This window comes from Thermoanaerobaculia bacterium (genome assembly GCA_035593605.1).
GTDB lineage: Bacteria > Acidobacteriota > Thermoanaerobaculia > UBA2201 > DAOSWS01 > DAOSWS01.
Window position 1 is genome coordinate 68619 of the sequence record DAOSWS010000018.1, and the last position, 13521, is coordinate 82139.

Annotated in this window: 10 protein-coding genes and 1 other RNA gene; 6 read left to right on the forward strand and 5 right to left on the reverse strand. The window is 54.4% G+C overall.

The window, feature by feature from the left end:
- Nucleotides 1-7: 7 nt before the first annotated feature.
- Nucleotides 8-1384, reverse strand: coding sequence for a dipeptidase (locus PLD04_10130; protein HXK68691.1), 1377 nt, complete (start codon nt 1382-1384; stop codon nt 8-10).
- Nucleotides 1385-1401: 17 nt separating this feature from the next.
- Between PLD04_10130 and PLD04_10135 the strand changes: the two genes are divergently transcribed.
- Both PLD04_10135 and PLD04_10140 read left to right on the forward strand, forming a co-directional pair.
- Nucleotides 1402-3270, forward strand: coding sequence for a SpoIIE family protein phosphatase (locus PLD04_10135; protein HXK68692.1), 1869 nt, complete (start codon nt 1402-1404; stop codon nt 3268-3270).
- Nucleotides 3267-4391, forward strand: a complete 1125-nt coding sequence (locus PLD04_10140) for a glycosyltransferase family 4 protein (GenBank protein HXK68693.1) — start codon at nt 3267-3269, stop codon at nt 4389-4391. The genes PLD04_10135 and PLD04_10140 overlap by 4 nt, the downstream gene beginning before the upstream one ends.
- 5 nt (nt 4392-4396) lie before the next feature.
- Here PLD04_10140 and PLD04_10145 read toward each other — a convergent pair whose 3' ends face one another.
- Both PLD04_10145 and PLD04_10150 read right to left on the reverse strand, forming a co-directional pair.
- Complete coding sequence (locus tag PLD04_10145; protein HXK68694.1) at nt 4397-5005, reverse strand: YigZ family protein; 609 nt, start codon at nt 5003-5005, stop codon at nt 4397-4399.
- Nucleotides 5005-6033: a tetratricopeptide repeat protein gene (locus PLD04_10150; protein HXK68695.1), complete on the reverse strand. Its 1029-nt coding sequence runs from the start codon at nt 6031-6033 to the stop codon at nt 5005-5007. The genes PLD04_10145 and PLD04_10150 overlap by 1 nt, the downstream gene beginning before the upstream one ends.
- Before the next feature lie 144 nt (nt 6034-6177).
- Here PLD04_10150 and nadA point away from each other — a divergent pair, with 144 nt between their 5' ends.
- Genes nadA through ispH form a run of 3 tightly spaced genes read left to right on the forward strand, consistent with a single transcriptional unit; the run spans nt 6178 to nt 8587 of the window.
- Nucleotides 6178-7224, forward strand: a complete 1047-nt coding sequence (gene nadA, locus PLD04_10155) for a quinolinate synthase NadA (GenBank protein HXK68696.1) — start codon at nt 6178-6180, stop codon at nt 7222-7224.
- A gap of 17 nt (nt 7225-7241) precedes the next feature.
- On the forward strand, nt 7242-7652 hold the full coding sequence (locus PLD04_10160) for a DoxX family membrane protein (protein ID HXK68697.1): 411 nt from the start codon (nt 7242-7244) through the stop codon (nt 7650-7652).
- Complete coding sequence (gene ispH / locus PLD04_10165; GenBank protein HXK68698.1) at nt 7649-8587, forward strand: 4-hydroxy-3-methylbut-2-enyl diphosphate reductase; 939 nt, start codon at nt 7649-7651, stop codon at nt 8585-8587. The genes PLD04_10160 and ispH overlap by 4 nt, the downstream gene beginning before the upstream one ends.
- A gap of 24 nt (nt 8588-8611) precedes the next feature.
- Here the strand turns inward: ispH and rnpB are convergent.
- An RNA gene (gene rnpB / locus PLD04_10170) (RNase P RNA component class A) lies at nt 8612-8970 on the reverse strand.
- Nucleotides 8971-9016: 46 nt separating this feature from the next.
- On the reverse strand, nt 9017-10396 hold the full coding sequence (locus PLD04_10175) for a TIGR00366 family protein (protein ID HXK68699.1): 1380 nt from the start codon (nt 10394-10396) through the stop codon (nt 9017-9019).
- A gap of 210 nt (nt 10397-10606) precedes the next feature.
- On the opposite strand from PLD04_10175, the gene PLD04_10180 reads away from it, so the two are divergent.
- Nucleotides 10607-12991: a hypothetical protein gene (locus tag PLD04_10180; protein HXK68700.1), complete on the forward strand. Its 2385-nt coding sequence runs from the start codon at nt 10607-10609 to the stop codon at nt 12989-12991.
- The last annotated feature ends 530 nt before the right edge of the window (nt 12992-13521 follow it).

The following is a 13521-nucleotide window of genomic DNA, read 5'->3' on the forward strand; positions in this document are numbered from 1 at the left end:
GGCAGGGTCAGAGGATTTCTGATGAGGATCCCAGGAGGTCATAGAGGTGAAGAATGGAATTCAGGCCGCCTTCGAAGTTCTCAAGCAAAAGAAACTCATTGGGTGCATGGGCATTTTCCTCGGGGAGTCCAAATCCAAGGAGGAGGGTATTCAGTTCCAGAATCTGCTTCAGCAGAGAGACGACCGGAATGGTGCCTCCCTGTCGAATCAGATGGCACGGTTTTCCAAATCCCTTTGAAACGGCATCCCGGGCCATCTGAAGAGCCGGAGCATCACGATCCACCATGGCCGGGTAAGCTCCTTCATGTCGAATTATCTCCATCGAAACGCCCGAAGGACATCGTTGCCGTAAGCAGGTTTCGATTTTTTCAAGAATTTCTTCGGGAGTCTGATCCGGAACCAGGCGGCTTGAGATCTTTGCCCTGGCTTCGGACGGAATGATTGTCTTGGCGCCCTTACCCTGGAATCCGCTGGTAAGGCCATGGATGTCGAGGGAAGGACGGGACCAGATCGATTCTATGGCGCTGTATCCCTCTTCCGGAACCAGTTGGGTCACTCCCGCAGCCCTGGCAAGATCGGTTTCTGTGAGGGGAAGATGTTTCGCAGCCTGACGTTCTTCGTCCGTCATCGGGCGAACACGGTCGTAAAAACCGGGAATCGTGATTTTTCCTCCCGGGTCTTTGAGAGAGGTCAGGAGTGAGCAGAGCACGTTGGCCGGGTTGGCTACGGCTCCTCCAAATCGGCCGGAATGGAGGTCTCCGGCCGGGCCGCGAAGAATAACTTCTAAATAGGCGAGTCCGCGCAACCCGTATCCCACAGCCGGCATTCCCCTGCCAAGCATGGGGTTGTCCGAGATTACCGCGATGTCGCTCCGGAAAGTGGAAGCATGCTTCTTCAGAAATTCCGGCAAACTGGGAGACCCGATTTCCTCTTCCCCTTCCAGGAGAACAGTCACATTCACCGGGAGAGCCCTCTTCGTGGACAGGAAGCACTCCATGGCCTTCAAATGAATAAAAAGCTGACCCTTGTCATCGGAAATGCCTCGGGCATAGAGGGCTCCATCACGTTCCGTGAGCGTAAAGGGAGGGGATGTCCACAGATCCAGGGGGTCGGCAGGTTGGACATCGTAATGGCCGTAAAGGAGAAGGGTGGGTTTCCCGGGAGCGTCTGACCATTCGCCGACTACGGCAGGGTGGCCGCCCGTATCCATGATCCTCGCAGCCAGTCCCATAGCGGAAAGGTGGTTTTGAAGCCATTTCGCTGCATGCATCATATCGGGACGGTGTTCTTCATCTGTCGAAATGGAAGGTATGGCGACAAACTCTGACAACTCGGAGAGAAACCGGGAACGATTCGTTTCTGCATATGACAGGATATCGCGCATGATGGTATCCTATCATAGTGAAGTCCTGGCTATCCCTGAAAAGCTGTCTTTTGGTTTTCCTGGCCTTTCTGTTCTGGCTTGTCGCGGGTTTTCCCGGATTGGCCTTCTTTATCTCTTCCCTGGTTTTTGTCTTTCTCGTGCGCTATCTATGGCACCGGCTCTTCTGGAAGGTTTCCAGGAGGCTGACACTCTCCTACCTGATCATGGCCACGACGGCATTTCTCATGGGGATTACCATTCTTCTTGTTGTCATCTACGCGGTAGCCGGCCTTATCCTCCACTATGAAGTTGACTCCAGACTTCGGATGACCTACGAAGAAATGTTGTTCTGGCATCAACAGCTGAAGCGGTTCCCCGATCCTGCCATGCTTCTGGGATTCACGTCTCGGTACCCGGGAGCCAACGCCCGTGTCCTATCAGATGATGGCCTTCTTCTTGCCGGGTCCCCAAAACCCATGGGGAGTCTTGTGGAAACGGCCATTGAACTGGAAGGTTCCACATGGTTTCTGATCGTTAATGATCCCGGGCTTATCCGGCTGGAAGTGCCCCTTGATGATGTTCTCAATACGGGGTCAACCTACCTGAGGGGGATGAACTGGGATATTTTCATCGGTTCTCAGCTTGAAGAGGGAAATATAACATCGCAGATGAAAACCGGACCCTTCCGCCCAAGGATTCAACCCGGAAAATCATGGCTTGACCGGCTGATATTCCGCAGCCTCTTTCTTGACCTTACCTCCGCCATTTCAACGCCGGCGGAGAAGCTCCCCCGGGGGCACTCCGCCTCACCGACCTCTCCACCCTGGGCAAGCCATGAAAGTGATCTGGGAAGGCCGATTCCAATGGTGGTTCTGAGCATTTCACCCAGAGATCTTTACTTAAGCCTTGCTCCCCAGGCTCCGGGGTCCCCGCGTCTGATTCTCCAGGTTCTCCTCTTTTTAACGGGATTTATCGTTCTCATGGGTTCCATTACTCTGGTCTTTGCTGCCGTCACCGTGGTCAGAATCACGCAATCCATCCGGCGGCTTTCAGCGGGAGGAGAGCGATTCTCCTCCGGCGAATTTACCTATCGAATCCCGATTCGTCCTCGCAGAGATGAACTGAATCTGCTTGCTCTTCAGTTTAACCGGATGGCGGAAAGTATTGAGACCTTCCTTCAAGAGGAGATGGTCAAGAATCAGATGTTAAAGGAAATCGAGATTGCTTCTACAATACAAAGAAGTCTCCTCCCGGAAAAACTGAACCTGAATCCCTTTGAATCGACCGTTCACTTTGAACCCTGTGAACGTGTGGGAGGTGATTACTACGATGCCTTTTCATTAAAGAATCATCACCTGTTCACGATCGGGGATGCCTCGGGACACGGTGTCCCGGCGGCCATTTTGATGTCCATGGTGAAGAGTGTCATGTCCACCCTTGTGGATGAGGGTCGGGACCCGGATATTATTTTGAAGAGAATTCACGAATTCCTCGCCGGGACGGTCCAGGGAGAGCAGTTTATTACGCTGCAGATGGTTGCGATCCACCAGGGGCATCTACACCTCTTCAACGCCGGCCATCCGCCCCCCATCCTTCTATCCAATGGTAGTCCCCGTCTTGTGGAACTGCCCTCCATGCCGGTCGGACTCCTGGATGGGCCCAGGGGTGAATCGATCAGGGTCGATTTCCGTAAGGGTGACATTCTCTTTTTCTACACGGACGGTCTCTATGAGGCTGTGGATCAGGATGATGAGATCTTCGGGTTTGACCGTCTTCTTGATGTTCTGGGCCGTTCGCCCCGCCACCCCGGCCTGATTATTACCAACGTTCTCCATGCTCTGGATGCCTTTCGAGAAGGTGTGCCTCTCGGTGATGATCTGACCATGGTGGCATTGAGGGCGCCGTGAAGATCTTCCAGATCCTGGACAAGGGGAGTTTCAATACGGGTTCGGTTCACCAGATGTTCGCACTTGCCGGGAGTCTGGCTGATCGAGGCCACACGGTATCGGTTGCAGGAAAACCGGGTTCCGAAGTTGAAACCGCATGCCACTCCAACCATATCCCCTATGTTCCACTTCCCTTTCGGCTGGATTTCGATCCGATCACCATTCTGGGCCTGGCCCGGGCCTTCCGCCATTCAGGAGTCGACGTAGTCCATGTCCACAAGGGGAGACCCCATACCCTGGCTCTCCTGGCTTCAATGCTGGTCCCCGTTCCCTGTTTTGTCGCCAACCGCGGGGTTTCCTTTCCGCTGACAATCTGGAATCGGGGGAAATACAGGTCCAGGCGTTGTCATCGAGTCGTCTGTGTCTGTGATGCGATTCGCGATATTGTCATTCGTTCAGGGAAGCTCCCTCCGGAAAAGGTCGTAACCATCTATGCCGGAACCGATCTGAGGCGCTTCGATCCATCCCGGGAGGACGGGCGGGGACTCAGAAGGGAACTTGGATTTGAAGATCATCACGTGGTTGTCTGTCAAACCGGACTTCGAGAATGGCGGGGATGGAGAACCCTCGTGGAGGCGTTCGCTGAGATCGCGCCATCGGCACCGGAAGCAAGACTTTTGCTTGTGGCTGCAAAAGATGAGGAACACCGCAGGATGATTCAGACAGAAACCGATCGCCTTCACATTACCGGCAGAACCGTAATTCTTGGATATCGAAGCGACATGCCCGCGATTTCCGCCGCTCAGGACATTGCCTGTGATTTTTCCTACGCCGGACTTGGAATTACGGGCACGCTGCGAGAGGGAATGGCGATGGGGCGACCTGTTGTCGCATCCTCTGCCGGGGGGAACCCGGAGCTGGTGATCGAGGGTGAAACCGGGTTTCTGGTTCCTCCCGGGGATCCCGGCTCGACAGGAAAGGCCCTTCTTCGTCTGATCCGAAATCCCGATGAGCGGACCCGCATGGGCCTGGCAGGCCGGAAGAGGGTGGTGGATTTCTTTTCCACGGACATCAGGGTTTCAAGAATGGAGCGCCTCTATTCGGAAGTCGTGACGTCAGAAACCGGTTCTTCCATTTCCTGAACAATTCAGGAGGGTTTCACCGGGTGATAGGCCCGGCCTCCCCTTTCAAACTGTAATCCTCGAGCCTTGAATCCATCGATGACTTCATCCATGCGCGATGACTCCACACGGATCCAGATACGCGGTGCGGGGGAATAAGCCTGATCGATGATCTGGATTTTCAGTCTGTCCAGAAGTGAAAAAATTTCCCCGACCTGAGCGGGAGTTGAATGGAGAATCATGTCAATCTGCTCTGTAATTAGAATGAGATGGGCCCCGGCAACGGCTTCCTCTCCGGCGGTTCGATAGGCCCGTGCCAGGTTTCCCGTTCCCAGCTTGACACCCCCAAAATAGCGGACGACGATCAGGCCCGCAAGGAGAAGATCGAGACCTGAAAGGAGATTCAAAAGGGGCGGACCGGCCGTTCCCCTGGGCTCTCCCGCGTCTGAAAATCGCTCCATATCGGGCAGTCGAAAGGCCCAGCAGAGATGACGGGATGCATGATGTTCACGGTGAAGAGCTTCGAGACGGGAGAAAAAGGCATCTTCATTCCCGATGGGAAAGAGGTGGGCCAGGAACTTCGACCCTCGTTCGCTGTACTGTCCAAATGACTCGCCCTGTACCGAACGAACCATCAGGGGATGTTGAGCGGGCCTGAACCCGGTTTCCAGAGAGTTCCAAAAGTTTTCAGTCGATCTTCCAGGCCGGGAAGGGTGCTTCCCTGGATCCGGGCGGTGGTCAGCTCAACCAGCAATCCTTCCCAGGGGAGAGCATATTCCCGGGCATAGGATGAACAGATTTCAAGATTTTCCGGTCCGATTCCCATCTCGGCGAGCCCGGTGAGAGCATAGATTTTCCCCCTTGGATCGCGTGTGCTTTCAAAAAGGGAGAGACAGGCGTGAAACCTGGTTTCAGCCTGTTCCTTTTCACCCTGCAATTTGTGAACGGTTCCCATGGACCACACGGTGTAGGCATAGGATACGCGATCCCCCAGAATCCGGTACCCTTCTTCCGCTTTCTGAAACTGCTCCATGGCCTTTGAAAACTCTCCCCTCATGCGATGGACGTTTCCCAGTCCGCAATGGGAATAGGAGATGGCAAAGCGGTCTTCGTGGTGTCGGGCCAGTTCATGGGCAGCGGAATAGGACTCATCGGACGCGTCGATTCGACCCAGGATACGGGAAAGACCTCCCAGCCCGCAGTGACAGAACATTTCGCCGTGGCTGTCCCCGAGGGCCCGGTACATGGCGAGGGCCTCTTCCAGATGTTCCAGGGCTTCCGTAAATTTACCGGAAATTCGCTTCGCACCGCCAAGGGCCCAGAGTGCATAGGCCATTCCTTCTTCATCGTCGGTGCGGTCAAAGATATCCAGGGCTTCCTTCAGGTATCGAATGGCTTCGGCATGACGGCACAGGGCTCGGAGGGCAAGCGCCTTTCCCAGCAGTGCATCCAGCCGGAATACTTCATCCGCAGGACGTTCCATCGCTGCCTGGTAGTGATCCAGAGATTCAAGGAACTCGCCCTGCATTCGAAGAACATGACCAAGTCCGAGATGAGCTTCCGCCGTACGGATTCCCAGGTCGAGGGCCTCCTGATAGAAGCGGGCGGCATCCACATAGCGGCATGATAACCGGGCTTCTTCTGCCTGATCGTATAAGTCCATAATCCTATTATACCTTTTGATAATCAAGAAATTTCGATCCATCCTGACGTGTTAGAATAAAGATCAGGAGTTTTGGATCTTTCTCAGAGAATTCAGGATAACTTGAATTCATGAGGTAACCTCAATTGCAATGGAGGCACAGGAATGACCGATGAGCAGATTGTCAGGGAGTCAGAGCGTTTGCACGATTCCCTGAAACATCTTGGGTGGACCCTCGAAGACTGCGGGGTGTATGCTCCCATAACGCTGGAGATCCGAAATCTGGCCAGGGAAAAGAATGCCGTAATCCTGGCGCACAATTACCAGACTCCCGATATAATTTTCGGTATATCGGATTACCGGGGCGATTCCCTGGGCCTTTCCGAAGCTGCCCGGGATACGGATGCCGATGTGATCGTCTTTTGCGGAGTCCGTTTTATGGCGGAGACCGCGAAGATCCTGTCCCCGGAAAAGGTTGTGCTGCACCCGGCTCCCGATGCCGGATGCTCTCTTTCTGAATCGATTTCCGCGCAGGATGTCCGGAACCTGCGAACCCGATATCCCGACGCTGCCTTTGTCTGTTATGTAAACACTATGGCGGAAGTGAAGGCGGAGTGTGATGCATGCTGTACCAGCGCCAATGCCCTGGCCGTTGTGGAAGCCATCGATAACGACACGATCGTCTTCCTCCCTGACCGGCACATGGCGGCCAACTTGAGGAAATACACCTCCAAGACGATCCTCGACTACGACGGAACCTGTATCGTTCACGATGCCTTTACCTACGAGACGGCCCTGACATGGAAACGGATGTATCCCAACGCCAAATTGCTTGTTCACACTGAATCTCACCGGAAGGTTGTCGATATCGCCGATCTCGCCGGGGGGACGGGCGATATGGTGCATTACGTGAAAAACAGTGGTGCGAAGCAGTTCATGCTGGTAACGGAGTGCGGTCTCTCCGACCGCCTCCGGGTCGAATTTCCTGAAAAGGAGTTTTTGGGAACCTGCTCCCTCTGTCCCCACATGAAGCGGGTGAACCTTGGAAATGTCCTTCAGGCCCTCAAGGAGCCTCGAGACGATCAGATCGTTGAAATTCCGGAGGATATTCGACAGCGGGCCAGCCGCAGCATTACCATGATGTTTGACCTGACGCGCAAAAAAGTTGATCCATCCCGTCCCCACTCGAATCTCGGGGATCTTGAACAATAGACATTCAGGAGGAAATCATGACGCCGTGGAAGGAACTCTCTCTGGCCGCTCCCTTTCCCAGGCTCTCCCTGGGCTTGATTTTTCTGGTTGCCGGAATCCATAAGGCTCTGGCCGGGTTTGAAGCCACAGCAGGGTGGATGACGAAGGCTTTTGAGGGTACGTTCCTTCCCGAGATTGCGGTTCAAATTTTTGCTTACGGGCTGATCCCCCTGGAAATCCTCGTTGGCGTGATGCTTCTGCTCGGGCTCTGGAGAAAGGGGTTTCTCCTGACGGCCGCCTGTCTTCTCATGCTTCTGATCGTGGGCAAACTGATCCTCGCAGACCATGCCGTGGTGTTTCAAAACACCTTCTATCTCTTTCTGGCGGCTCTGGGCCTTGCCGTGCTGCCCTTTGATCCCTGCGGCATCGACGCCATGCGACAATCCTGACAACCTTGACCTTCCAGCTCTACCTTGCACGACCCCGCGGTTTCTGTGCGGGTGTGGACCGGGCAATTGAAGTGGTTCGTGAGACCCTGCGGCAGTACGGTTCTCCCGTTTTTGTCCGCCATGCCATTGTCCATAATCGGCATGTTGTAGAAGAACTGGAGCGCGAAGGTGCTGTTTTTGTGGAAGATACCGGCCAGATTCCCGAAGGATCCGTCGCCATTTTCTCGGCCCATGGAGTCTCTCCGCAGGTACGGGTCGAAGCGGAAAAACGGGGTCTTCGTGCCATCGACGCCACCTGTCCACTGGTCACCAAGGTCCATCTGGAAGCTCGAAGGTTCGCGGAAAAGGGGTACTCCATCCTTCTGATCGGACATCGGGGCCATGTGGAAGTGGAGGGAACCCTGGGAGAGGCACCCGACCATATCCTGCTGATCGAAACAGGGGAGGATGCGGAGCGCATCGAAGTCCCCGATCCGGAAAAGGTCGCTCTTATAACCCAGACAACCCTTTCCGTCGACGATACAAGGGAAATCGCGGAAGTCCTGAAAGCTCGATTCCCTCAGATTCATATTCCCTCCGCCAAAGATATCTGCTACGCAACCCAGAACCGGCAGGATGCCGTAAAAGCCCTCTGTAAAAAGGTGGAAGCCGTGATCGTGATTGGCTCTCCGGCTTCATCCAACTCGAATCGGCTCCGGGAGGTGGCGGAAGGTGCAGGACGCCGTGCATGGCTGATTGAGGAGGCAAACCAGATCAATCCCCGATGGCTGGAGGGAATTTCCCGGCTGGGTGTGACTTCGGGAGCCTCGACCCCGGAATCCCTCGTTCAGGCGGTTATCTCCCGCCTCTCAGAGCTTGGTGCCGAGTCGGTTGTGGAACTGGAGGGTGAAATTGAAACCATCCGGTTTCAGCTTCCACGGGAACTTCAGAAATAGTCACGAATAGAAAAACCGGGTGGCTGTAGGAGGCCGTAAGCCGAATTCTGTTCCCCGAACCCGTTGCCGGAATCGGGGCGGAAGTCATTCCTCTGGGACTCCGGTTGCCCGAAGCCTCAAGCGGCCGACCCGGGGACAGGGGCGGGCGCCTTTTGTCCCCCTATTTGGCCTTGCTCCACGTGGGGTTTGCCGTGCCTCCAATGTCACCATCGGAGCGGTGCGCTCTTACCGCACCGTTTCACCCTTACCCCGTTTGCACGGGGCGGTCTGTTCTCTGTGGCACTTTCCTTCATCTTTCGATGACTCCGCGTTACGGAGCACGCGTCCCGCCGGGAGTTCGGACTTTCCTCCCTTCCTTGCGGAAGAGCGACTTCCTGGCCTCCCTGGCCACCCCGCTCTATTGTATCATTCCGTCCCTGGAGAAGATGGTCACCAGTGAAGAAGTACAGGAGGGATCAGGAGAATCAGGCTGAGGATCACAAAGATGATTTCCAGGGGGAGGAGCCAGCGGAACCATTTTTCGAAAGGTACGCCTGCCAGTTCAAGGGTCCCGATCGTGACCGCCGAAGTCGGGATGATCATGTTGGTGAACCCATCCCCAAACTGGTAGGCAAGCACCGCGGTCTGGCGTGTGATTCCGGATAGATCGGCAAGGGGCGCCAGGACCGGCATGGTCAGGGCAGCCTTTGTCGTACCGGACGGAATGAAGAAATTCACGCACAGCTGGATGAAATACTGGACATAGGCGGACAGAATCGGATGAATTCCGCCAAAGAGGTTTGAGCTTGCATGGAGGATCGTGTCAATAATTCTCCCGTCTTCGAGGAGTACGAGAATCCCCGCCGCCAGGCCGACAAGGAGTGCCGCCCCGGCAATATCCTTTGCTCCCTGAAGAAATTCAGTTGCAATATCGTTGATCTTCATGCGGGACAGAAAACCGGTGAGGATTCCCATGGCTATAAAGAGTCCGGCAAGCTCCCGGATGTACCACTGCCAGACAATGACACCGATAAAGAGCATGACAATCGTGGTCCCCAGCAGACCGAGAACCAGTCCGTGCCTCAGGCTGAACGACCCTTCGGCCCTGGTTTCTTCCGCGAGCTTTGAACGTTTTTTACCATCGAGATCGACCATGGAGCTCAGTTCAGGGTTTTTTCGGATTGTTTCGGCGTATCGAAGAACCCAGATTACCGTGAGCAGGGTGACAAAGAACCAGATGCCCACGCGGTACTCCCAGCCGCTGACGGGGGGAAGCCCGGAGAGCTTCTGGGCGATCTGCACCGTAAAGGGGTTGAAAAATGCAGTGGCAAAACCCACACCGGCTGCGAGAAAGGAAAAACAGAGACCGACGATGGAATCGTAACCGAGGGACAGGGCCAGAGGAACGAAGATCAGAACAAAGGGCATGGCCTCCTCGCACATGCCGAAAAAGGCACCGAAAAAAGAGAAGGTAAACATGGTGATCACCACGATCAGCTTGCGTCTGTGTCCCATGCGCAAAACCAGAGCGTTGACGCCGGCGGCAATGGCGCCCGATTTGTTCAGAATCTGAAATGCGCCCCCGATAAAGAAAATGAAGGCAATGATTTCCGCAAGGCGGACAAAGCCGGACAGAGGGGCCATAAAGAGTTCAAGAAGCTGAGGATCCTTGTCTATCCTTGTAAACGATCCCTTGACCACGGTTTCGCTTCCATCGGGCTGCTGGATGCGCTCGAACTGACCGCCGGGAACAACCAGGGTCAGGAGCGAGGCAAAGATGAGAAGGGCAAAGACGATGACGAAGGGATGGGGTACTTTGATTTCTTTCACGCAGCCACCTCCGGAAAACCAGAATCAAATTGATCGCTCCATTCATGGGTGAGATGACCCGCGGCAGGAGTGATATGTGAAATCAAAAGTCTCCCCATTGTACAGAATATTCTGGATTTTACGAAAGGAACATTCCCGGATTCTAAGAAAAGGATCCCCCCGGGCGTCTCCTGGTTGTGTGAAGGGGAATCCAGATTTCAGGAGGTCATCATGAAAAAGAACCGAATGTTGATGCTTGCTGCCATGGGATTGGGAATTATGATCTTTTCCACGATCCTGTTTGGCGGCCCCGTGCAGGGAACGAATGAAGAGAATCCGACAGGCCGGGTCGTCCTTCCATGGAATGACTTCCAGACCCTTCTACAGCTGGACCGGGATGAGATTGTTCTGTCATCCAGGGAACTGACCGCGATTCTGAATCAGATTGCCGTCGATCAGCGGCCGGACATCTCGCCGGTGGAAGGCCGGATGGTTCTGACCAGGGAGCAGTTTCGATCCCTCCTTCAGCGGATGCGGCCCCAGGGCCCGTCTACCGGCATACCGCCGGCCCCGTACCTGATTCAGTCCGCAGAATACACCATGGAATGGGGGGAGGATCAGGTGGACGTCCGGGCGGTTTTCACGATTCAGACCTTCGAGAGTACCTCTTCCGGGTACAGCAAGGTCCCCCTTTTCCCCGAAGCGATGGCCATTCGCTCCATGGCGACAGGGAAGGAGAAAGTGACCATCATGTTTGAGCAGGGCAGAATTGTTGCGGTCCTCCCTTCGCCCGCCCAGCTGACATTGGTGGCGGACTTTGTTGTGGGTCTGCCAGCAAAGCAACATTCCCATCAGATTTCCTTTCCGATTCCCCAGACCCCTATAACCCGGGTGTCGATGAAGGTGGATTCAAAAGAGGCCGATATACAGATTGACCGGGCGGCTTCGATCCAGATGGAATCCCGGGGGAAAATCACTGTTGCGCAGGCCATCCTTGCTCCGGGGACTGCAATGAACGTGACATGGAGAAAAAAGATTCCGCAGATCGAGCGGGGGCCGGCCAAACTCTATGCAGAAACCAACCATCTGATTACACTGGAAGACGGTTCGATACGGGTCACAGCCTATATGCGCCTTACGATTCTTCAAAACCTGCTCTCCGCGGTTCGAATCCGGCTTCCGGAAGGGTATACCCTGCTCAACCTCACAGGGGACAGTCTTGGAGACTGGATCCTGGTCGACAAAGATGAAATCCACATGGTCGAGGTTCCCTTCCTCGATCCCAGAGAAGGTCAGGTAGATCTCGTACTCAGCCTGGAACATACCCTGGAAGGCGAGGCCTCTACAGTCTCCTGGGACGGATGCCGGGTGATTGATGCAGTGCGGGATGCCGGAACGATCGGCGTGGAAAGCAAAGCCACATCGGAATGCACGATTCTGGAAGAGAACAACGTTCATCGTGTCGACCCGTCGGAACTGCCCGTGGTTCTCCAGAATGCATCCAGACATCCCTTTCTCTATGCGTGTTCGTACCTCTCTCACCCATCATCGTTCCTGATGGAAATCTCGAGACATCCCGAGCTTCCCGTCATCTCCACAGTCGTGGACTCCATTCATGGCGTCACCCTGCTGACTCCGGACGGGAAATGTGTTCACCAGGCAACCTACACGGTTCGGAATACATCCCGCCAGTTCATGACCTTTGTCCTTCCGGAGAAAACCGAGGTATGGAGTGTCTTTGTATCGGGAGAACCGGTCAAACCCAGGCTCTCTGAGGGTTCTGTCCTGGTTCCGCTCAAGAGATCCCGTCCTGTTAACGGTTCTCTGGATTCCTTCACCATCGAACTGGTGCTCTTTGAACGGTTTCCTGCCCTCTCCGCACTGAGCCGGGGGAGGGTTTCCATCCCCGTACCCGACGCCATTGTCAGTCAGGTCATGTGGAGCCTGGTGGTTCCTGAGGAGCGAAGCTTCCTTGCTTTGGGCGGAACGATGGAGCAGGAAAAGCAGCATGAAGGTCTTCGTCCCCTTCTCTCGTCCCTTTGTGTGGAAAAAGCTCCGCTGGGAATGATGGACGAGGACAAAGCCCTGGATGTGGCCGGGAGGGAGCAGGAAGCCGATAAGCTCAAGGATCAGTTTTCGCCGAGCCTTGCCCTTCCCAAAGAGGAAATTGCCCGTCAGGTGGAAGAGGAGAGTCGATTCGGAGAACGCCTCCGAGCCTCTTCGAGCGCAGCGGTAGGCGGTACGGCGGGAGTGTTGCCCATCCGGATCCATATTCCCACCCATGGTCAGGTGTTCCGGTTCGCCAAGACCGTCATTTACGGTGACTCTCTCACCATCACCTTCACGCAGGCTTCGACCGGTCTCCTCTCTGTCCTCCGGACCCTTCTATGGCTTCTCCTGATGGCCGGTTCCCTGCGGCTGGTCTATGTCAGTCTTAAGAGGATGATCACAGGGAAGATCTGTGTCCGCGACATGTCCATCCTGGGTCTAGCTCTTCTTGCCATCCTCTCGATTCCCGTCTGGCTGCCGGCTTCCCTGGTCTTCCTTGCCGCCGGCTGGAGTGTCCATGTCGCCTGGAAACCCATGAATTCGGAAGAATCACCTGTCGGCAAATAAAAATCCCAGATTATTTTAAATGGCAAGCGTAGGGGAGGGGAAACCCTCCCCTGTTATTATGGCTCTCCCTCCGCGTATGGAGCTTTGGGTAGACTCATTTAGTAAGACGTCCGGTACAAGTCAATGGGCTGATTGACGGTGGTATTGTCACCAGATATTTTGACAATAGGTATCGTATCCCCAGATATTTTCAAAATACTACAACTAAAATAATTTTCATGAAGTACCCTCATTAGAGCATTTAATTTCCTTTACTAAATGGTCTTTGATGGTGTCTACTTCGCAGGCGAAATACCTTGAGTGATGGTGTGGTATAGTCTTCTTGTATTAACAATATTTCGTTTGTTGGTGGAAAAAATACTAACTTTCCAATATCTGTGCCTTTTAAACGAAAATCCCCATCAACTAGTCGATTCCATTCGTGTTCCTTCCAGAGTAATGTGCACGCATCTCTAAGAAATACGATAAAACCACTCGAGGTCATGTCAATAGGTGTGTAAAAAGGGTTCATGCGGCATGATCCTTATTCA